23 protein-coding genes are annotated in these 20,536 nt (G+C 67.2%); 18 read left to right on the top strand and 5 right to left on the bottom strand.

All coding sequences use genetic code 11. The features are described 5' to 3' along the window. The first annotated feature begins 87 nt into the window (after positions 1 to 87). The 4 genes from tpiA to ACIQ1T_RS05815 all read left to right on the top strand — a co-directional run bounded on the left by tpiA (position 88) and on the right by ACIQ1T_RS05815 (position 3,379). Positions 88 to 837 (top strand): triose-phosphate isomerase, encoded by a 750-nt coding sequence (tpiA, locus tag ACIQ1T_RS05800; protein ID WP_395943583.1) that lies wholly within the window; start codon positions 88 to 90, stop codon positions 835 to 837. Positions 838 to 924: 87 nt separating this feature from the next. Then, entirely contained in the window at positions 925 to 1,344 is a 420-nt protein-coding gene (gene secG, locus ACIQ1T_RS05805) for a preprotein translocase subunit SecG (protein ID WP_395943584.1), read from the top strand. Positions 1,345 to 1,468: 124 nt separating this feature from the next. Further along, positions 1,469 to 3,121 carry a CTP synthase gene (locus ACIQ1T_RS05810; protein ID WP_395943585.1) on the top strand — a complete coding sequence of 551 codons (1,653 nt, stop codon included), beginning with the start codon at positions 1,469 to 1,471 and terminating at the stop codon, positions 3,119 to 3,121. 72 nt (positions 3,122 to 3,193) lie between these two features. Then, on the top strand, positions 3,194 to 3,379 hold the full coding sequence (locus ACIQ1T_RS05815; RefSeq protein ID WP_395943586.1) for a hypothetical protein: 186 nt from the start codon (positions 3,194 to 3,196) through the stop codon (positions 3,377 to 3,379). 6 nt (positions 3,380 to 3,385) lie between these two features. Here ACIQ1T_RS05815 and ACIQ1T_RS05820 read toward each other — a convergent pair whose 3' ends face one another. Genes ACIQ1T_RS05820 through hemB form a run of 4 tightly spaced genes read right to left on the bottom strand, consistent with a single transcriptional unit; the run spans position 3,386 to position 6,784 of the window. After that, complete coding sequence (locus ACIQ1T_RS05820) at positions 3,386 to 4,783, bottom strand: hypothetical protein (RefSeq protein ID WP_395943587.1); 1,398 nt, start codon at positions 4,781 to 4,783, stop codon at positions 3,386 to 3,388. A 52-nt stretch (positions 4,784 to 4,835) separates the two neighbouring features. Beyond that, a complete protein-coding gene (locus tag ACIQ1T_RS05825; protein WP_395943588.1) occupies positions 4,836 to 5,201 on the bottom strand; it encodes a hypothetical protein in 366 nt (121 codons plus the stop codon). A 15-nt stretch (positions 5,202 to 5,216) separates the two neighbouring features. Further along, positions 5,217 to 5,786: a GNAT family N-acetyltransferase gene (locus ACIQ1T_RS05830; RefSeq protein WP_395943589.1), complete on the bottom strand. Its 570-nt coding sequence runs from the start codon at positions 5,784 to 5,786 to the stop codon at positions 5,217 to 5,219. Then, positions 5,786 to 6,784, bottom strand: a complete 999-nt coding sequence (gene hemB, locus ACIQ1T_RS05835; protein WP_395943590.1) for a porphobilinogen synthase — start codon at positions 6,782 to 6,784, stop codon at positions 5,786 to 5,788. The genes ACIQ1T_RS05830 and hemB overlap by 1 nt, the downstream gene beginning before the upstream one ends. Before the next feature lie 148 nt (positions 6,785 to 6,932). On the opposite strand from hemB, the gene ACIQ1T_RS05840 reads away from it, so the two are divergent. The 14 genes from ACIQ1T_RS05840 (at position 6,933) to ACIQ1T_RS05905 (ending at position 19,937) form a co-directional block, all read left to right on the top strand. After that, complete coding sequence (locus ACIQ1T_RS05840; protein ID WP_395943591.1) at positions 6,933 to 7,739, top strand: class I SAM-dependent methyltransferase; 807 nt, start codon at positions 6,933 to 6,935, stop codon at positions 7,737 to 7,739. After that, positions 7,739 to 8,923 carry a sialidase family protein gene (locus tag ACIQ1T_RS05845; protein WP_395943592.1) on the top strand — a complete coding sequence of 395 codons (1,185 nt, stop codon included), beginning with the start codon at positions 7,739 to 7,741 and terminating at the stop codon, positions 8,921 to 8,923. The genes ACIQ1T_RS05840 and ACIQ1T_RS05845 overlap by 1 nt, the downstream gene beginning before the upstream one ends. A 115-nt stretch (positions 8,924 to 9,038) precedes the next feature. Further along, entirely contained in the window at positions 9,039 to 10,265 is a 1,227-nt protein-coding gene (gene hemA, locus ACIQ1T_RS05850; protein ID WP_395943593.1) for a 5-aminolevulinate synthase, read from the top strand. Between the two features lie 68 nt (positions 10,266 to 10,333). Then, entirely contained in the window at positions 10,334 to 10,510 is a 177-nt protein-coding gene (locus ACIQ1T_RS05855; protein WP_395943594.1) for a DUF6898 family protein, read from the top strand. A gap of 69 nt (positions 10,511 to 10,579) precedes the next feature. After that, entirely contained in the window at positions 10,580 to 11,863 is a 1,284-nt protein-coding gene (gene glyA / locus ACIQ1T_RS05860; protein ID WP_395943595.1) for a serine hydroxymethyltransferase, read from the top strand. Positions 11,864 to 11,868: 5 nt separating this feature from the next. Beyond that, positions 11,869 to 12,336, top strand: coding sequence for a transcriptional regulator NrdR (nrdR, locus tag ACIQ1T_RS05865; protein WP_395943596.1), 468 nt, complete (start codon positions 11,869 to 11,871; stop codon positions 12,334 to 12,336). After that, the gene (locus ACIQ1T_RS05870) at positions 12,336 to 12,956 is read left to right on the top strand and encodes a RibD family protein (protein ID WP_395943597.1); all 621 of its coding nucleotides are present in this window, start codon (positions 12,336 to 12,338) and stop codon (positions 12,954 to 12,956) included. The genes nrdR and ACIQ1T_RS05870 overlap by 1 nt, the downstream gene beginning before the upstream one ends. An 87-nt stretch (positions 12,957 to 13,043) precedes the next feature. Next, the gene (locus ACIQ1T_RS05875) at positions 13,044 to 13,634 is read left to right on the top strand and encodes a riboflavin synthase (RefSeq protein ID WP_395943598.1); all 591 of its coding nucleotides are present in this window, start codon (positions 13,044 to 13,046) and stop codon (positions 13,632 to 13,634) included. Continuing rightward, positions 13,631 to 14,767 carry a 3,4-dihydroxy-2-butanone-4-phosphate synthase gene (gene ribB / locus ACIQ1T_RS05880; protein ID WP_395943599.1) on the top strand — a complete coding sequence of 379 codons (1,137 nt, stop codon included), beginning with the start codon at positions 13,631 to 13,633 and terminating at the stop codon, positions 14,765 to 14,767. Before ACIQ1T_RS05875 ends, ribB begins: the two co-directional genes overlap by 4 nt. Then, positions 14,764 to 15,225, top strand: a complete 462-nt coding sequence (ribH, locus tag ACIQ1T_RS05885; protein ID WP_395943600.1) for a 6,7-dimethyl-8-ribityllumazine synthase — start codon at positions 14,764 to 14,766, stop codon at positions 15,223 to 15,225. The genes ribB and ribH overlap by 4 nt, the downstream gene beginning before the upstream one ends. Beyond that, positions 15,222 to 15,746, top strand: coding sequence for a transcription antitermination factor NusB (gene nusB, locus ACIQ1T_RS05890; protein ID WP_395943601.1), 525 nt, complete (start codon positions 15,222 to 15,224; stop codon positions 15,744 to 15,746). The genes ribH and nusB overlap by 4 nt, the downstream gene beginning before the upstream one ends. Continuing rightward, positions 15,746 to 16,735: a thiamine-phosphate kinase gene (gene thiL, locus ACIQ1T_RS05895; RefSeq protein ID WP_395943602.1), complete on the top strand. Its 990-nt coding sequence runs from the start codon at positions 15,746 to 15,748 to the stop codon at positions 16,733 to 16,735. Before nusB ends, thiL begins: the two co-directional genes overlap by 1 nt. Positions 16,736 to 16,778: 43 nt before the next feature. Continuing rightward, positions 16,779 to 17,213, top strand: coding sequence for a hypothetical protein (locus ACIQ1T_RS05900; protein ID WP_395943603.1), 435 nt, complete (start codon positions 16,779 to 16,781; stop codon positions 17,211 to 17,213). Positions 17,214 to 17,789: 576 nt separating this feature from the next. Next, positions 17,790 to 19,937 carry a sodium-translocating pyrophosphatase gene (locus ACIQ1T_RS05905; RefSeq protein WP_395943604.1) on the top strand — a complete coding sequence of 716 codons (2,148 nt, stop codon included), beginning with the start codon at positions 17,790 to 17,792 and terminating at the stop codon, positions 19,935 to 19,937. 60 nt (positions 19,938 to 19,997) lie between these two features. On the opposite strand, the gene ACIQ1T_RS05910 is transcribed toward ACIQ1T_RS05905, so the two are convergent. Next, positions 19,998 to 20,477, bottom strand: coding sequence for an outer membrane protein assembly factor BamE (locus tag ACIQ1T_RS05910; RefSeq protein ID WP_395943605.1), 480 nt, complete (start codon positions 20,475 to 20,477; stop codon positions 19,998 to 20,000). Positions 20,478 to 20,536 lie beyond the last annotated feature (59 nt).

A 20,536-nucleotide genomic window follows, 5' to 3' on the forward strand; every position in this document is an offset into this window, starting at 1 on the left:
GCAGGCGCGGGCCTGCAAGGACGGCATGATGTCCAGATTGCGGCGATGGCTCTTGGCTTGGCGGTTTCGTCCCCCTAGACAGGGCGTATGAAACAATCCGTGAAGTTGATCGCCGGTAACTGGAAAATGCATGGGCTTTCGTCGGCCCTGTCCGAAGCCCAGGCCCTGAAGGACGCTGTCGCCGCGTCGCAACCCGCCTGCCGCGTCGCCCTGTGCCCGCCCGCCACCCTGACCGACCGCATGAGCCGAACCCTGTCGGGCGGCGGCGTCGAACTGGGCGGGCAGGACTGCCATGAGAAGGTGACGGGCGCCTTCACCGGCTCGGTCTCGGCGGAGATGCTGGCCGACGCCGGGGCGACCCTGGTGATTCTGGGCCATTCGGAGCGCCGCGCCGCCTACGGCGAGACCGACGCCGACATCGCCGCCAAGGTGGAGGCGGCCATCGCTGCGGGGCTGGAGCCCATCATCTGCGTCGGCGAGACCCTGGAACAGCGTGAGGCCGGAGAAGCCGTCGCCGTGGTCAGCGCCCAGGTCGCGGGTTCGCTGCCGGACGGCCTGTCGGAGCGCGACTTCGCCGTGGCCTATGAACCGGTCTGGGCCATCGGCACCGGCCTGACCCCGACTCTGGAACAGATCGCCGAGGTTCACGCCGCTGTCCGCGCCGCCATGGTCAAGCGTCTGGGCGAGACGGCTCGACCCGCGCCGATTCTGTACGGCGGCTCGGTCAAGCCGGACAATGCGGCTGAAATTCTGGCGACGGCCGAGGTTGGCGGCGCTTTGGTCGGAGGGGCCTCTCTGAAGGCCGAGGACTTCCTGAAGATCGTCAACGCCGCCTAGGCGGCGCAGGATGTTTGCCCCCCGGCGGCTTCGGTGATAGAGGCCCCCGCTTGATTGGCGCAGCTCCGCGCCCACATGAATGACGCCATGCTCCAGACCATCCTGCTCGTCGCCATCATCCTGATCGCCGTCTCCCTGACGGGCGTCGTGCTGCTGCAGCGTTCCGAGGGCGGCGCTCTCGGCATGGGCGGCGGGCCGTCGGGCTTCATGACGGCGCGCGGCGCCGGCAACCTGCTGACCAAGGTGACCTGGATCCTGGCCGCCCTGCTGTTCGGTCTGACCATCGTCCTGACCGTCGTCGGCAACATCGACCGGGCCTCGGTCTCGGTGATCGACGCCGACGCCGTGGGTTCGCTGGCCACCACGCCGCAGACCCAGCGACAACAACCGGCCCAGCAACAGCCGGCCGCTCCGGCCCAGCCGGCGGCCCCGTCGCTGGACGACCTGGAAGCCAGCCTGCCGTCGGCCTCGACGACGCCGGCTCAGCCCCAGCAGCCCGCCCCGTAAGGGACAGGCGAACGACCCGACTTCCCGAAAGCGCGCCGCAGGGCGCGCTTTCTTCTTTTGATCAACAGTTCGATTCGTTGCGGGCCATGCGCCGTATGCGAATCATGCAGTAAGGTGTCCGCCCATGGCTCGCTATGTGTTCATCACCGGCGGCGTGGTTTCCTCGCTCGGAAAAGGCCTCGCCTCCGCCGCTCTCGGCGCTCTTCTGCAGGCGCGCGGCTACAAGGTCCGCCTGCGCAAGCTCGACCCCTATCTGAACGTCGATCCGGGCACGATGAGCCCGTATCAGCACGGCGAGGTCTTCGTGACCGACGACGGCGCCGAGACCGACCTGGATCTGGGCCACTACGAGCGGTTCACCGGGGTGTCGGCCGCCAAGTCCGACAACATCACCACGGGCCGGATCTATTCGACCATCCTGGAGAAGGAGCGTCGCGGCGACTATCTGGGGGCGACAGTCCAGGTCATTCCCCATGTCACCGACCAGATCAAATCCTTCTGCCTGACCCCGGCCCTGACCGATGCGGGCGAGGACGTCGATTTCGTCCTGGTCGAGATCGGCGGCACCGTCGGCGACATCGAGGGCCTGCCCTTCTTCGAGGCCATCCGGCAGCTGGGTCAGGACCTGCCGCGCGGTCAGAGCTGCTTCGTCCACCTGACCCTTCTGCCCTTCATCAAGACCGCCGGCGAGATGAAGACCAAGCCGACCCAGCACTCGGTCAAGGAGCTTCGCTCCATCGGCATTCAGCCGGACATCCTGCTGTGCCGCTGCGAACAGCCGATCCCGGCCGAGGAGAAGCGCAAGATCGGCCAGTTCTGCAATGTGCGCGAAAGCGGCGTGATCCAGGCGATGGACTCGGCCGACATCTACGCCGTGCCGCTGGACTATCACCGCGAAGGTCTGGACAGCGAAGTCCTGGCCCATTTCGGCGTCACCGACGCGCCCGAGCCCGATCTGTCCCTTTGGCAGGAAATCTCGCGTCGTCGTCTGCACCCGGACGGCGAGGTCACCATCGCCGTGGTCGGCAAGTACACGGTCCTGAAGGACGCCTATAAGTCGCTGATCGAGGCCCTGCATCACGGCGGCGTGGCCAACAACGTCAAGGTCAACATCGACTGGGTCGAGGCCGACACCTTCGAGGGCGATCCCGAGGCCTGCGAGGAGCGCCTGCAGGGCGCCCACGCCGTCCTGGTGCCCGGCGGCTTCGGCGAGCGCGGCTCGGAAGGCAAGATCGAGGCGGCCCGGTTCGCCCGCGAGCGCAATATTCCCTATTTCGGCATCTGTTTCGGCATGCAGATGGCGGTGATCGAAGCGGCCCGTAACCTGGCCGGCTATCCCAAGGCCTCGTCCACCGAGTTCGGTCCGACCGCCGAGCCGGTCGTCGGTCTGATGACGGAATGGACGCAAGGGAATCAGCGCGTCCTGCGCCAGCAGGGCGGCGATCTGGGCGGCACCATGCGCCTCGGCGCCTATGACTCGACCCTGACGGCGGGGTCCAAGATCGCCGAGATCTACGGCTCGACCGCCATAAGCGAGCGTCACCGTCACCGCTACGAGGTCAACATCAACTATCGCGAGGCGATCGAGCAGAAGGCCGGCCTGGTCTTCGCCGGTCTGTCGCCCGACGGCGTCCTGCCCGAGACGGTCGAACGCCCGGACCACCCCTGGTTCATCGGTGTCCAGTATCACCCCGAACTGAAGAGCCGGCCCTTCGCGCCGCACCCCCTGTTCGCCAGCTTCATCGGTGCGGCCGTGGTGCAGAGCCGTCTGGTCTGATCAAACCGCGTTCACGGACCTGCGATTCTGTCAGGTCCGTGTTTTGCAGTAAACTGCCTGGAACGGATCGAAATGATACGATCCGAAGGGCAGGGGTCGTCGATGGTCGGCGAGTTGCTTTATCATCTTCACCGGCATTTTCGCCTGGTGCTGATCGCCGGCGGCCTGGCTCTGGTCGTGGGCGTGTCGGCGCTTGGCTGGGAGGTCGTGCGGCACAAGGGCGAACCGGCCCGCCCGGTCGAAGCCGGGCAGGCCTGAGCCGTATCAGTCGATCTTCAGGCGGATGAAGACCATGCCGCCGTCCGGATCGCCGCCGTAGATCGGCTCCAGCGCGTTCGGCACGCGATTGACGGCATAGAGACCGCCGAGGCCGAAGCGCACATGCTCGCTCAGCCGCCAGTCATGCACCACGCCCAAGGAGGCCTTTCCCACGGTGTAGAGCGGGCCGTGTCCGCCGCCGAGGCCGGGGACCAGTTCGTCGGTCTCGATCCGTTCGGCACGCGCAAAGACGGTCCAGCGGTCATTCGGGTGAACCGCCGATTCCAGCAGCCAGCCGTCCTTGGACTCGTCATGATCATTGGTCTTGCGGCCCCAGGCCAGGGTCGAGGACCACCAGCCCGCGTCGCCCAGGCGGCGCGTATGGATGGCGCTGGCCGACCATTTGGCCTCGTCCTCGTCCGGTTCGAGCTGCTCAGGCCCGGTGGACTTGGCGTAGGAGGCCTGAAGCGACCATTCGTCGGTCGGATTCCACGAACCGCGGACCGACCAACTGTCCAGTTTCGGCGAGTCTATGCCCCAGCGCTCTTCGTCCGGCTCGCGTCCCTTGAAGGCCGAGGTCTCGATCTTGAACCGGTCGTGCGCCCAGCCCAGGGTCGTGACGCCGAAGACGATATGGGTCGAGTCCAGCCAGTGGTGGGTGATCGGCGCCTCCGGGCTGTCCATGGCGCTCATCCGGTGCATGAAGGCCGGCGGGCCGAAGGCGGGCTCGCCGGGCAGGCCGATATAGGCATAGACGCTGTCCTTGTCGGACAGCCGTTTCGAATAGCTGGCCGACAGCTCCATGAAGAAGTCGTGCGGATGCTGGCGGTCGATCAGGGGATTGATCCCGTCCGCCGTCTCGCCCGCCGCCAGCAGCAGGGGGTAGCCGGACTTGCCCATCAACGGGTCGGGGCTGAGCATGGCGCGCAGATTCAGGACCGAGCCGTCGTCATAGTCGCGCCGCGCCGTAGTCATCAGCATGCCGGAGGCGAAGGTCTTGTCGCCGCCGCGCGGACCCGACTGGGTGTTGTAGGTCAGGTTCAGCAGGGCATGGGTCATCACCATCCAGTCGCCCTTCACGGTGTGGACGCCGCCGTGTTCGCCCGCGTCGGGCTGCCAGCTGGTGCCCGAGGCGTCGCGGCTCATGGGCCAGGCGCCATAGGGACTGGTCATGACGTGGCCCATGGCGGCGTGATCGGTCATGTTGTGGGCCGGCGACGGCGCTTCGGTCTTCTCCGGCATGGTCATGTCGCCCATGTCGTGACCAGCGTGCGGATCGGTCGCCTGGGACGTGGTCGGCGCCGGTTGGGCGTGGTGGTGGGAGTGTTCCTGTGCGCCGGCGGCCTGGGCCAGGGCGAGCAGGGAGACGCCGGCGCAGGCGCCGACGAGGGTACGGGGAGCCATCAAGGCCTCCTTGAATGATCGTGACTGAAGGCGCCGAGAACGGCGCACGGGTTCAGGCGATCAGGAGACGGGGTGGTCCGGGTTCGGGCGACAGACGGCGACCGGCGGGCAGATCGACCAGCGGCGCGCTGAGGCGGGCCGGTGAAATCGTCGGTGCGAAACGACCGGCCGGATCGACCGCCGGGGCGGCGACGCAGGCGGCGCAGCAGGCCATGGCCTTCATCGCCTTGCCGGAGGAGTTTGGCGCCTGATCCGGGGTCTGGCCCGGCGTCGAATGGCTCATCTCGTGGCATGGGGCCTCGGCCATGGCCGGCGACGCCGAGACGCCGATGGCGCCCAGGGTCAGCACCGCCAGGGCGCCGAGCATCAGCAGAAGGGACGAGAAGATCCTCACGCCGTCAGGATAGGGGGCGGCCATCGACGCCGCAATGGCTCAACGCGCCGGCTTCTTGTCGATCAGGGGCAGGCCCGGCGCGTCCGGCGGGGTCTGTCCGCCCGCGCCCAGCTCCAGCTGCATGAAGACCACGTCGCGCCAGTCGTCGTGCTTCCAGCCCGCCGCCTTGAAGATTCCGGCGTCGGCGAAACCGCGCGCCCGATGCAGGGCGATGGAGCCTGTGTTCTCGGAATCCCCGATCACCGCCACCATCTGGCGCAGCCCCATCGCCTCGCAACGGAGGATCAGTGCGTCCAGCAGGGCGCCGGCCACGCCGCGTCCGCGCGCTGCGGGCGCGACATAGATCGAGTCCTCGACCATGTAGCGATAGGCCTGACGCGTCCGGAACGGACCGGCATAGGCGTAGCCGACCACGGCGCCGTCGATCTGGGCGACCAGACGCGGCAGGCCCAGGGCCTCGACCGCAGCGAACCGTCCGGCCATCTCGATCTCGTCCGGCGCCTCCAGTTCGAAGGTGCCGCGCCCGTTGGCGACGCTCTCGGCGTAGATGGCCGTGATCGCCGCCATGTCGGCGGCCGTCGCTTCGCGGATCGCGACCCCGGTCGCCATCAGCCCAGCAACCGGGCGGCCTGGGGCGCGAAATAGGTCAGGACGCCCGCGCATCCGGCTCGCTTGAAGCCGTGCAGAGTCTCCAGAATGGCGCGGTCCTGGTCCAGCCAGCCGTTGGCGATGGCGGCCTGCATCATCGAATACTCGCCCGACACCTGATAGGCGAAGGTCGGGACGCGGAAGGTCTCGGACACACGCCGCACGATGTCGAGATAGGGCATGCCCGGCTTGACCATCACCGCATCGGCGCCTTCGGACAGGTCCATGGCGACCTCCTTCAGGGCCTCGTCCGAGTTGGCGTAGTCCATCTGATAGGTCTTCTTGTCGCCCTTCAGCGCGGCCGACGAACCAACGGCGTCGCGATAGGGGCCATAGAAGGCCGAGGCGAATTTGGCGGCGTAGGACAGGATCAGGGTGTCCTTGAAGCCGTTGGCCTCCAGCGCCTCGCGCACCGCCTGGATACGACCGTCCATCATGTCCGAAGGCGCCACCACGTCGGCGCCGGCGTGGGCGTGGATGAAGGCCTGTTCGGCCAGACGGTCCAGGGTGTCGTCATTGGCGATCCGGTCGCCCTCCATCACCCCGTCCTGGCCATGGTCGGTGTAACAGTCCAGGGCCACATCGGTCATGACGCCGATCTCGGGCGCGGCGTCCTTGATGGCGCGGATACAGTCGGGGATCAGGCCGTCCGGATCGGTCGCGCCGGTGCCGACATTGTCCTTGGCCACGGTCTTCACGTTCGGGAACAGGGCCACCATCGGGATGCCCAGGTCGCGGGCCTCGACAGCCGCCGCCGCCGCCGCCTTGGGCGACAGGCGGAAGACGCCGGGCATGGAGCCGACCGGTTCGCGGTCTTCGGCGCCGTCGTGGACGATCAGCGGCCAGATCAGGTCAGCCGGCGTCAGGGTCGTCTCGGCGACCAGGCGACGCACCCAGGGGCTGCTGCGCAGGCGGCGCGGACGGGCGAGCGGGAAGGGGGCGGGCTGATAGGGAAGCATGGCGGGGCCTTTGGAAATCTGTCGCCGGACTAGCGCCGCCGGGGCCGGGGCGCAAATCGCGTGATGCGTCGGATCGTTTCGGCCGTGATCGCCGCTTGCGCGGATCGGCGAAATGCGGGCCTATCGCCACACATCCAGGGAGACGGTGATGATCAAGCGATTGACGGCGGGCGCGGCGGTTCTGGCTCTGGCGGCGGGTCTGTCCGGCTGTATCATTGTGTCGTCGGACGGCGGCTCTCGCACGGTGGTGTCCGCCGACGCCGGCATGGCCTCGACGGGGCCGGCCTATGGCGGTCTCTATGCCGACGCGGTCGCCGATTCCAAGCGTCCGGCCGACGAGGTCGAGCGCGACGCCCTGCGTCATCCGGCCGAGATGCTGGCCTTCGCCCAGGTCGCCCCGGGCGACAAGGTCGCCGATATCCGCCCCGGCGCCGGCTATTTCTCGCGCCTGTTCTCCGACGTCGTCGGGCCGAACGGTCGCGTCTACGCCTTCGTGCCGAACCGGACGATGGAACGCGAGAACCCCCGCGCAGACGCCCTGGTCGCGGCCTATCCGAACATCGTGCGGGTCAACGGCCTGCTGGACTCGATGACCTATGCCGAGCCGCTGGACATGATCTTCATGAGCCAGGAATACCACGACTTCCACATCCCCGGCTTCAATACCGATGTGGCGAAGATGAACGCCGCCGTCTTCGCGGCGCTGAAGCCCGGCGGCCGCTACATCCTGATCGACCACCAGGCCGCGCCGGGGACGGGGATCTCGGCGGTTCAGACCCTGCACCGGATCGAGGGCGACTATCTGAAGCGCGAGGTCGAGGCGGCGGGCTTCGTCTTCGAGGGCGAAAGCACGGCCGTCGCCAATCCGGCCGACGACCACAGCCTGAACGTCTTCGACGAGGCCATTCGCGGCAAGACCGACCAGTTCGTCTATCGCTTCCGCAAACCGGGCTGATGCGGGCGACCGCTCTGGCCCTCGCAGCCCTGCTGGCGACGGCGGGCGCTGCAGTTGGCCAGACGCCGCCCTACGCGGTCGCACCCGACCTGTTCGACGCCGCGCGGCCCGACCTCGGCCTGTCGCCGGCGTCGGGAACCCAGACCTTCACCGTCTTCGCCCCGACGGCGGAGACGGACCGGTTCAGCAACGGCGTGGTCCTGATCCCCTTCAAGGGACGGCTCTACGCCCAGTGGCAGAGTTCGGCCCGCGACGAGGACAGTCCCGACACCTGGGTCGCCTACGCTGTCAGCGACGACGGCGAGACCTGGAGCGCGCCGCGCGTGCTGGAGCCGGCCGGGCAGGGCGGTTCCATGCGCTCCAGCGGCGGCTGGCGGACCGACGGCGCAACCCTGGTCGCCTATGTCAACGTCTGGCCCGACGGCTTCCAGTCCGGCGCCGGCGGCCATGCCGAGTATCGCACCAGCATCGACGGCGAGACCTGGAGCGAACCGCGCCGGGTCATGGGGGCGGACGGCCGGCCGGTCGAGGGGGTGATCGAACAGGATCCGCATCTGATCGACGGTCGGCTGATGACCGGCTTCCATCTGCGGCCCGGCATGATCGCCAAACCCTTCTTCACCGAGGATCCGCTGGGCCGGTCCGGCTGGACCGAGGGCCGGATGGAGAACCTGCCGCGCGACACGAGCCAGGCCGCCGCCGCCCATGAACGCCGCCTCAGCCGCGAGATCGAACCCAGCCTGTTCCGCCGCGCAGACGGTTGCGCCGTCATGGTCTTCCGCGACGAGGAGCTCAGCTTCCGCCAACTGGCCAGCGAGAGCTGCGACCGGGGCGTCAGCTGGACCAGGCCGGTCCTGACCGACATGCCCGACGCCCGCGCCAAACAGAGCGCCGGCAATCTGCCGGACGGAACCGCCTATCTGGTCAATGCGCCCAACAGCGATCGGCCGCGCATGCCCCTGGCCGTCACGGTCGCCCCCGACGGCCGCCGTTTCGACCGCAGTTTCCTGCTGCGCGGGCAGGGCGATCTGCAGCCTCTGCGGTTCGAGGGGCAGTACAAGCGGCCCGGCTACCACTATCCGAAGAGCGTCGTCTGGGGCGGCTGGCTCTATGTCGGATACGCCACGAACAAGGAGGACGTACAGGTGACCCGCATCCCTGTCGCGAGCCTGACGGTAAACTGAGAGTCGTTATCAATTAAAGGCTTGGGTCGTTTTGTCCACACCCCCTGCATGGACAAGGCCCGGCGCCGGGCGCAAATAGCGAGCCTGACACGCCATAAGCGAAAGAACGACTGCGTTGTTCGACTATAAGGCCGCCTTCGACAACTCCGTGGAACAGGTCCGCAGCGAGGGACGCTACCGCGTCTTCGCCGACCTGAAGCGCGTCCGCGGCCAGTTTCCCCAGGCCGTGCGCCGCCGCGAGGACGGGTCCGAGCAGGACGTCGTCATCTGGTGCTCCAACGACTACCTCGGCATGGGCCAGCACCCGGCCGTGCTGGAGGCCATGCACGGCGCGATCGACGCGGTCGGCGCCGGCGCCGGCGGCACGCGCAACATCTCGGGCACGACCCGCTCGGCCGTCGACCTGGAGGCCGAACTGGCCGACTGGCACGGCAAGGAGGCGGCCCTACTGTTCACCTCGGGCTATGTCGGCAACGAGGCGACCCTGTCGACCCTGCAGAAGATCCTGCCGGGCCTGATCACCTTCTCCGACGCCCTGAACCACGCCTCGATGATCGCCGGCATCCGCCACGGCGGGGGCGAGCGTCACATCTTCCGTCACAATGACCTGGCCCATCTGGAAAGCCTGCTGGCCGCCGCGCCCGCCGACGCGCCCAAGCTGATCGCCTTCGAGAGCGTCTATTCGATGGACGGCGACATCGCCGACCTGGCCGGCACCATCGCCCTGGCCAAGAAATACGGCGCCCTGACCTATCTGGACGAGGTCCATGCCGTCGGCCTGTACGGCAAGACCGGCGCCGGCGTGGCCGAGCGTGACGGGGTTCTGGACCAGATCGACATCATCGAATGCACCCTGGGCAAGGCCGTCGGCGTCATGGGCGGCTATATCGCCGCCGACAGCCTGATCGTCGACGCGGTGCGCAGCTGGGCCTCGGGCTTCATCTTCACCACCAGTCTTCCTCCCGCCTTGACGGCGGGGGCTTTGGCCTCGGTGCGGCATTTGAAGGCTCATCCGGAACTGCGTGAAAAGCATCAGGAACGCGCCGCGACCCTGAAGGCCCGCTTCGCCGCCGCCGGGATCCCGGTGATGGACAGCGAAAGTCACATCGTCCCGGTCCATGTCGGTGATCCGGTCCACTGCAAAATGATCTCGGACATGCTGCTGGACGAATACGGCGTCTATGTTCAGCCGATCAACTATCCGACCGTGCCCAAGGGGACCGAGCGTCTGCGCTTCACGCCTTCGCCGAACCACACGGACGAGATGATGGACCATCTGGTCCAGGCGATGGACAGGCTGTTCTCCCACTGCAACGTGGCGCGTCGACCCGTCGCGGCCTGATCCGCTAGGGCTGTCGGCCCCGACTGTGGCATGGTCGAATCCGGTATTCGCCTGATCGAGCGAAGGAAATGGATTCCAGGGACGAGATTATCGTCGAGTTCGTGCGCAACGGACCCTACGTCAAATGTTCGGCCATCCACGTCGCCACCGGCCGCGAGGTCAGCGCCATGGGGCCCGTCAACGAACCCAAGGCGGTGGAGCGTGTGGCGATCGCCAAGCTGAAGCGGGCCTTGGGGGCGAGCTGACCACAAGATATTGTGGTTCCGTCCGCTGCGGACTAGATAGGCGGCCTTCTGATTTGCGGGGATTCCGACGTGACCGCCTTCACCCATGACGCCTATTTCACCAAGACCCTGGCCGACGCCGATCCCGACGTCTTCAAGGGCATTCAGGGCGAGTTGGGCCGTCAGCGCGAACAGATCGAACTGATCGCCTCCGAGAATATCGTCTCCCAGGCGGTGCTGGACGCGCAAGGCTCTGTCCTGACGAACAAATACGCCGAGGGCTACCCCGGTCGCCGCTATTACGGCGGCTGCGAATTCGTCGACATCACCGAGGATCTGGCGCGCGAACGGGCCAAAAAACTGTTCGGCGCCGCCTTCGCCAACGTCCAGCCCCACTCGGGCGCCCAGGCCAACCAGGCGGTCTTCTTCACCCTGCTGCAGCCGGGCGACACCTTCCTGGGCATGGATCTGGCCGCCGGCGGTCACCTGACCCACGGCTCGCCCGCCAACCAGTCGGGCAAGTGGTTCCGCCCCGTGACCTACAAGGTCACCGAAGACACCCATCTGATCGACTACGACCACGTCGCGGAAATGGCCCAGAAGGAGAAGCCCAAGCTGATCCTGGCCGGCGCCAGCGCCTACAGCCGCCACATCGACTTCAAGCGGTTCCGCGAGATCGCCGACAGCGTCGGCGCCTATCTGATGGTCGACATGGCCCACTACGCCGGCCTGGTCGCCGGCGGCGTCTATCCTGATCCGATCCCGCACGCCCATGTCGTCACCACCACGACGCACAAGACCCTGCGCGGTCCGCGCGGCGGCATGATTCTGTCCAACGACGTGGACCTGGGCAAGAAGATCAACTCGGCCGTCTTCCCCGGTCTGCAGGGCGGCCCGCTGGAACACGTCATCGCCGGCAAGGCCGTGGCCTTCGGCGAGGCGCTGAAGCCCGAGTTCAAGCTCTACGCCCAGCAGGTGGTCAAGAACGCCCAGGCCCTGGCGGCCGTTCTGGTCGATCGCGGCCTGGCCATCGTCTCGGGCGGCACCGACAGCCACCTGATGCTGGTCGATCTGCGGCCCAAGGGCGTGACCGGCAAGGCGACCGAGCACGAGCTCGAAAAGGCGCTGATGACCTGCAACAAGAACGGCGTGCCGTTCGACACCGCGCCCTTCACCGTCACCTCGGGCGTCCGCCTGGGCACGCCGGCCGGCACGACGCGCGGCTTCGGCGAGGAAGAGTTCAAGCAGATCGGTCACTGGATCGCCGACGTCGTCTCGTCGATGAACGGCGGGGACGAGGCCGATCCGGCCGTGGTCGCCTCGGTCGCCGCCCAGGTGCGCGAACTGACCGCGCGCTTCCCCATCTACGGATGATCTGAATGAAGTGCCCCTTCTGCGGTCATCAGGACACCCAGGTTAAGGACAGCCGGCCGTCGGACGACGGCTCGGCCATCCGACGCCGTCGGTCCTGTCCCAACTGCAACGGGCGCTTCACCACCTTCGAGCGGGTGCAGTTGCGCGAGCTGGTGATCCTGAAGCGCAACGGGCGGCGCACGCCGTTCGAGCGCGACAAGTTGGAACGGTCGCTGGGCGTGGCCCTGCGCAAACGTCCGGTCCAGGCGGATCAGGTCGAGCAACTGGTCAACCGGATCGTGCGTCAGCTGGAAAGTCTGGGCGAGACCGAGATCGCCTCCAGCGTCGTCGGCGACTTCATCATGAAGGCGCTGAAGTCGGTCGATGAGGTGGCCTATGTCCGCTACGCCTCGGTCTACAAGGATTTCCGCCACACAGGCGACTTCGCCAAATTCCTCGGCGACGAAGGCCTGGACGAGCCCGGCAAGGGCTGATGCGCGTCACCCTGAAACTGGCGACCTCGCTGGACGGCCGCATCGCGACCGCGACGGGCGAAAGCCGCTGGATCACCGGCGAGGCCGCGCGTCTGGAAGGGCATCGGCTGCGGGCCGGCCATGACGCCATCCTGGTCGGGGTCGAGACCGTGCTGCACGACGACCCCGAACTGACCGCCCGCCTGCCGGGTCGGTCCGTGGATCAGCCGCTGCGCGTGGTGCTGGACAGCCGTCTGCGCACGCCCGCGACGGCGAGACTGGCCGGGCCCAACACCCTGATCCTGACGGCGTCCGAACCCCGGCCCGTCGGCTGCGCGGAGGTGAAGCGGGTCGAAGCCGAGGACGGCCGCCCCGCCGTCGCAGCCGTGCTGAAGGCGTTGAAGGCTGCCGGCGCGAGCTCGGTCCTGATCGAGGGCGGAGGGCAGGTGGCGGCCGCCTTCCTGCGGTCCGGTGCGGTGGACGCGCTGGAATGGTTCCGCGCTCCGATCCTGCTGGGCGGAGAGGGCAGGCCCTGTATTGCGACGCTGGCGCTTGCAAACCTGGCCGACGCCCCCAAGTTCCGTCGCCTGGGCGTCGAGCCCGTCGGAGACGACCTGTGGGAACGCTACGCGCGCGCCTGACGCCCCGCCTTCGTCGATTTCAGACGTTTCAGACTATTCAGACTATTCAGACTGTGTTTTTCGGGTCCGGAAGGGGCCAGCGCCCAAATGTTCACCGGCATCGTCACCGACATCGGCCGCGTTAGAGAGGTCCGCGAGACCGACCGTGACCGCCGCTACGAGATCGAAACCACCTGGGATGTCAGCGGGATAGATCTGGGCGCCTCCATCAGCCACGCGGGCTGCTGCCTGACTGTGACGGAAAAGGGGGACAACTGGTTCGCCGTCGAGGTGTCGAACGAGACCCTGTCCAAGACCACCCTGGGCGCCTGGAAGGCCGGCGACGGGGTCAATCTGGAACGGGCGGCGAAACTCGGCGACGAGATGGGCGGCCATGTGGTCTCGGGCCATGTCGACGGCCTGGGCCGGATCGTCTCGATCACGCCCGAAGGCGGATCGCATCGTGTCGAGGTCGAGGCGCCGGCGCCACTGCATCGCTATATCGCCGCAAAGGGCTCGATCACCGTGGACGGGGTGTCCCTGACGGTGAACAGCGTTGAGGGCCGCGTCTTCTCGCTGAACATCATCCCCCACACCTGGGACGTGACGACGCTTGGTCGCCTGAAGGCCGGCGACCCGGTCAATCTGGAGATCGACATGCTGGCGCGTTACCTCGCGCGGTGGCAGGAGACCGCATGATGCAAGCCGCGCCGAAAATCTATGACAGCCCGATCAGTTCGATCGAGGACATTCTGGAGGACGCCCGCAACGGCCGTCCTTACATCCTGGTCGACGCCGAGGACCGCGAGAACGAGGGGGACATCATCATTCCCGCCCAGTTCGCCACCCCCGACCAGATCAATTTCATGATCCGCCAGGCGCGCGGCCTGGTCTGTCTGGCCATGACCGCCGAGCGCGCCCATCAGCTGCGCCTGCCGCCGATGGCCGCCGACAACCGCGAGAGCATGAAGACCGCCTTCACCGTCTCGATCGAGGCGAAGGAAGGCGTGACCACCGGCATTTCCGCCGCCGACCGTTCGCGCACCATCCATGTGGCGACCGACGCGTCGAAGGGCATGGACGACATCGTCTCGCCGGGCCACATCTTCCCCCTGGTGGCGCGCGACGGCGGCGTTCTGGTCCGCGCCGGCCATACCGAGGCGGCGGTGGACATCAGCCGCATGGCGGGCCTGACCCCGGCCGGGGTGATCTGCGAGATCATCAAGGACGACGGCGAGATGGCGCGGATGCCCGATCTGGTCGCCTTCGCCCAGTTGCACGGCCTGAAGATCGGCACCATCGCCGACCTGATCGCCTATCGCCGCCGCACCGAGCGGTTCGTCGAGCGGATCATGGATACGCCGTTCGAGAGCGTTCACGGCGGGCCGTTCCGGCTGATGCTGTACAGGAACACCATAGAGGGGGCGGAGCACGTCGCCCTGGTCCACGGTAAGATCGACCCGAACAAGCCGACCCTGGTGCGGATGCACCAGGTGGACTTCGCCTGCGACCTGCTGGGCCATGTCGAGGCGCGCCAGGACTATGTGCCCAACGCCCTGAAACAGATCACCGAACACGACGGCCCGGGCGTGGTCGTCTTCCTGCGCGACCCATCGCTGAACTCGCTGGCCGAGCGGCTGGCGGGCGTGGATCGTCCTGCGGCGGCGGACCGGTCGCTGCGCGCCTATGGCGTGGGGGCGCAGATCCTGCTGGACCTGGGCGTCAAGGACATGATCGTGATGAGTTCGACGCGACCGGAACCGACGGCGCTTGACGGCTACGGCCTGCGTATCGTCGGCTGGCGCGACATGGATGGAGAAGACAAGGCGTGAACGACGCACCCCGTATTCTGATTGTCGAGGCCCGTTTCTACGACGATCTGGCCGACGCCCTGCTGGAAGGCGCCAAGGAGACGTTGAAGGCGCGCGGCGCCGACTTCGACGTCATCACCGTGCCCGGCGCCCTGGAGGTGCCCCCGGCCATCGCCATGGCCGAGGAGGCCGGCCGTTTTCCGACCGCGCCCCGCTACGACGGCTATGTCGCCCTGGGCACGGTCATCCGCGGCGAAACCTATCATTTCGAGATCGTCTCCGACCAGTCGGCGGCAGGCATCATGGCCCTGGGCGTCAAGGGTCTGGCCATCGGCAACGGCATACTGACGACCGAGGACGAGGATCAGGCCTGGTATCGGGCGCGGCTTTCGGAAGGGGATAAGGGCGGCGGAGCGGCGAAAGCCTGCCTCGACCTCATTGCCTTGAAGAAGCGATTGCGCGTAGGCGTCGGCGCATGACCGAACCGAACAGCGTAAAAGCCGTCCTCGAACAACTGGCCGAGGCCGAAAAGCAGCGCGCCGAGCCGAATCTGAGCTCGAAGCAGCGCCGCGCCCGCACCGTATCGCGCCTCGCCGCCGTCCAGGCCCTGTACCAGATGGAGCTGGCGGGCGAGGGCGTGGAGACGGTGATCACCGAATTCTCGAACTTCCGCTTCGATTCCGACATCGAGGGCGAGGCCCTGGCCGAGGCCGACGAATCCTATTTCGCCGACATCGTGCGCGGCGTGATCGAGAGCCAGCGTGACATCGACGCCGCCATCAAGGCCCGCCTCGCCTCCAACTGGAAGCTGGAGCGGATCGACGCCACCCTGCGCGCCCTGCTGCGCTCGGGCGCCTGGGAGCTGATCAAGCACCCGGAGACGCCGCGCGAGGTCGTGATCGATGAATATGTCGAGCTGGCCAAGGCCTTCTTCGACGACGCCGAGGCCCGTTTCGTCAACGCGGCCCTGGACGGCGTCTCCAGAGACACGCGCAAATAATGCCGGCGCTCGACGTCGCGGGCGAGTTCGAGACGATCGAGAGGCTGTTGCGGCCCCTGGCCCATCCCGAATGGGGCAGGGGGCTGCAGGACGACGTGGCCGTGCTGCCGTCGCGGCCCGGCTATGACCTGGTCCTGACCAAGGACGCCATCGTCGAGGGCGTCCATTTCCTGCCTGACGATCCGCTGGAGACGGTGGCCAAGAAGCTGCTGCGGGTGAACCTGTCCGACCTGGCGGCCAAGGGCGCAGAGCCCTTCGGCTATCTGCTGGCCTGCCATTGGTCAGACCGTTGCGGCTGGCCCGAGCGCGAGGCCTTCGCGGCGGGCCTGGCCGAGGACCAGCGGCTGTTCAACGTCTTCCTGCTGGGCGGCGACACGGTGAAGACGCCGGGGCCGGCCTCCTTCTCCCTGACCGCCTTGGGCTGGGTTCCCGCCGGTTCCGCCGTGTCGCGCGCCGGCGCCCAGCCCGGCGATCTGGTCTTCGTCACCGGAACCATAGGCGACGGCTTTCTGGGCCTGAAGGCGGCCCGGGGCGAACTGTCGCTCGACGCCGAACGGATCGATTTTCTGGTCGACCATTATCGCTCGCCCATGCCTCGGCTCGATTTTGCAGATACGGTGCGGACCCTGGCGACGGCGGCGGCCGACGTCTCCGACGGCCTGGTCGCGGACCTGGCCCATGTGGCCAAGGCCAGCGGCGTCGGGGTCGATCTGAACCTGGCCGTCCTGCCCCTGTCCCTGGCCGCCCAGGCCTGGTTCGAGGGGCGGGTCGATCCCCAGGCGGCGCTGGCGGATCTGGCCACCGGAGGCGACGACTATCAGATCGTCTTCACCGCCCATCCGCGCCACGAGGAGCCCCTGCGACGCGAGGCCGAACGCCGCCTGCTGCGCCTGACCCGTGTGGGCGAGGTCACGCCGGGGTTTGGCCTTCGGGCGACCTACGGCGGCGAACTGGTCGCCCTGTCCAAGGGCGGATGGACCCACGGCTGATGCGGCAAGGGAATCCTAACCGGACGGCCTTATCGTCGCCGTCATGGATCGCAGAACCCTGATCACCGCCGGAACCGTCGCCCTGGCGAGCGCCGCCGCCGCCAAGGCCAACGCCTCGTCCAGCGAGAGCGCGCCCGCTGCGGCTCCCGCCTTGAGCATCCCTGGTCTGGGCCTGCCGGTGATCGCCGACGGGCGTCTGCGTAACTATGTCTTCGTCTCGCTGCGTCTGGTGCTGGGCGCAGGCAAGACCGCCGAGCAGATGAAGTCGAAGGAGGCCTTCTTCCGCGACGCCCTGGTCAAGGCGGCGCACCGCACGCCCTTCACCGTGCAGGGCGACTGGACACGCCTCGACGAGGGGCGAATGTCCGCATCCCTGGTCGCTGCGGCCAACACAATCTCCGGCCGCGGCTCGGTCACGCGAGTCGAGATCGTGGCCCAGAACCCGAGACGGCGGTCGGGAATGCCTACAAGCCCCTAGGTCCGCCTGCGGCAGTTCGGTCATTTTGAATATTGCCGCCGCCGGTCAGCTCTTCGCCTTCCGTGCGTTTGGCCTTGATCAGCGCGGCTAATTCTTCGGGGGTATAGCAGATACGCCGCACCAACCGGCTACCGGTCGGCGCACGGTGTTCGCATATGCGGCGGGGTTGTTGAGGTGCAGCCTGGGGGGCAGGCGTGAGCACCTGATCCGACGTACCGTCGGAAGCAGGGCTGGACGGAGGCGTCGGAAGTTCTTGGGTCGCCAAGACGCCAGCCATCACTATGACGATTGAGATCATTTGCAGGCTCCCTCAAAGACCGACGATTTCACAAAGTGAAGATGCTGGCAATCGTATTCTTGCATCCTCCAGGTTGTGATTAAAGGGTGTGGCGTGCTCCTTCTTCACGCGACCGTGAGCGTTGCATCATGCCGAAGCTCGTGACACCGTCGTTATTGCAAATCCCAGGGTACGCAATGACGCGTTCGTCGCGCTCGGGGGGACCGGAAGGCGGACAGAGGCCATAAGGCCCGCCGCGCCAAGGCCCGCGCGCTTGTTGCAAGGGCATGGAAACGCCAATGACGATTTATCTCAAGCTGGTCTTTGCGGCCGGCGTTCTGGCCGTGCTGTATGGCGCGGCCCAGACCGTCGTGCTGATGAAGGCGAGCACCGGCAACGACAAGATGCGAGAGATCGCGGCCGCCATTCAGGAAGGGGCATCGGCCTATCTGAAGCGGCAATATCTGACGATCGGCCTGGTCGGGATCGTGATCCTGATCGCGGCATACTTCCTGATCGGCGTCTATGCGGCGGTCGGCTTCCTGATCGGCGCCGTCCTGTCCGGCGCGGCGGGTTACGCCGGGATGCTGATCTCGGTCCGAGCCAATGTCCGCACCGCCCAGGCCGCGTCCGAGGGGCTGGCCAAGGGACTGAACCTTGCTTTCCGCTCCGGCGCCATCACCGGCATGTTCGTGGCGGGCGGGGCCCTGATCGGGGTGTCGGGCTATTATATCGTCCTGACCCATCATCTGGGGCTGAACCCGGTCGGGCGCGAGGTCATCGACGGGCTGGTGGCGCTGGGCTTCGGCGCCTCGCTGATCTCCATCTTCGCGCGTCTGGGCGGCGGCATCTTCACCAAGGGCGCCGACGTGGGCGGCGACATGGTGGGCAAGGTCGAGGCCGGCATCCCCGAGGACGACCCCCGCAACGCCGCCACCATCGCCGACAATGTGGGTGATAACGTCGGCGACTGCGCCGGCATGGCCGCCGACCTGTTCGAGACCTATGCGGTGACGACGGTGGCGACCATGGTGCTGGCGGCCATCTTCTTCCGTGACCAGACCTATGTGGACACGCTGATGGTGTTGCCGCTGGCGATCTGCGCGGTCTGTATCGTCACCTCGATCATCGGCAGCTTCTTCGTGCGGCTGGGCAAGAGTCAGAACATCATGGGCGCCCTGTATCAGGGGCTGATCGTGACCGGCGTCCTGTCCATCGGCGCGGTCTGGTGGGTGATCCAGCAGATGGTCCCTGACGCCATCGTCACGGCCAGCGGCCTGACGATCCAGCCCATGACCCTGTTCTGGTCCGGCATGGTCGGCCTGGGCGTGACCGCCGCCATTGTGGTGGTGACCGAATACTACACCGGTTCGGGCTTCCGTCCGGTGCGTTCGGTGGCCAACGCCTCGGTGTCCGGCCACGGCACCAATGTGATCCAGGGGCTGGCGGTGTCGCTGGAGGCCACGGCCCTGCCGGCTCTGACCATCATCGTCGGCATCGTCGCCAGCTTCCAGCTGGCGGGCCTGTTCGGTATCGCCATCGCCACCACGACCATGCTGGGCGTGGCGGGGATGATCGTGGCCCTGGATGCCTTCGGTCCCGTGACGGACAACGCCGGCGGTATCGCCGAGATGGCGGGCCTGCCGGCCGAGGTGCGGCATTCGACTGACGCGCTCGACGCCGTGGGCAACACCACCAAGGCCGTGACCAAGGGCTACGCCATCGGTTCGGCAGGCCTGGGCGCCCTGGTTCTGTTCGCCGCCTACACGTCCGACCTGCAGTATTTCTCCGCCAATCCGGGGGAGTATCCGTTCTTCGCCAATATGGGGCCGATCGCCTTCGATCTGACCAACCCCTATGTCGTCGTCGGTCTGCTGTTCGGCGGACTGCTGCCCTTCCTGTTTGGCGGCATGTCGATGATGGCGGTCGGGCGAGCCGCCGAATCCGTCGTCGCCGAGGTCCGGCGTCAGTTTCGCGAGAACCCCGGCATCATGACCTATCAGGTCAAGCCGGAGTACGGCCGGGCGGTCGACATCCTGACCAAGGCGGCGATCCGCGAGATGATCGTGCCATCGCTGCTGCCGGTGCTGTCGCCCATCGTGCTGTTCGTCGCGGTGCTGGCCATCTCGGACAAGGCCAACGCCTTCGCCGCCCTGGGCGCCATGCTGATGGGGGTGATCGTGACCGGCCTGTTCGTCGCTATCTCGATGACCTCGGGCGGCGGCGCCTGGGACAACGCCAAGAAGGTGATCGAGGAGGGCTTCTCCGACAAGAACGGCGTCGTCCACGGCAAGGGCTCCGAGGCCCACAAGGCGGCCGTGACCGGCGATACGGTCGGGGATCCTTACAAGGACACCTCGGGGCCGGCGGTGAATCCGATGATCAAGATCACCAATATCGTCGCCCTGCTGCTGCTGGCGGTGCTGGCGAGCGGGAGCGTCGGCTGACGTGAAAACGCCCCGGAGAGCGATCTCCGGGGCGTGTTTCGTTCGGCGGTGCGTCGGAAGTCAGTCCGGGCGGCGCTGGCCGGGGGTGTCGTCCTCGGTGCGCGGCAGCTGGCCGCGGCCGACATTGCCCAGCAGCTGTTCCAGCACCGTCAGCGAACGACCGCGCGTCGGGGTCTCGGTGCGGTTCATGGCGATCTGTTCGCCATCGGTCAGGCCCAGGGTGCGGACGGCCGCCACCTTGTCGCCGGTCGGTTCGAAGGTGACTTCGGTCACGGTGCGGGTCGAGACGACCGGGCGGTTGTAGGTGTATTTCTCGGTCGTCTGGCTGATGTAGTACCAGACTTGATCCGGCTCGAAGGTCGAGGTGGTCGACGGCGAGCCGAGGCGGGCCAGCACGGTTTCCTTGGTGTCGGTGCCCGCGACGATGTCCTGCGGCTTGGCGTCGATCGCCTGGAAGCCGTTGGAGCCGATGATGGGCGCGCAGGCGGCGGACAGACCGGCCAGCGAAACGGCGACGAAAAGCGGGGCGAAACGGGACATGGTCGGGCGCCTGCGAGAGAACAAGGTCTTTGACCTAGACGGACCTGCGTCCTAGTTCA

Source organism: Brevundimonas sp. (genome assembly GCF_044336875.1).
GTDB lineage: Bacteria > Pseudomonadota > Alphaproteobacteria > Caulobacterales > Caulobacteraceae > Brevundimonas.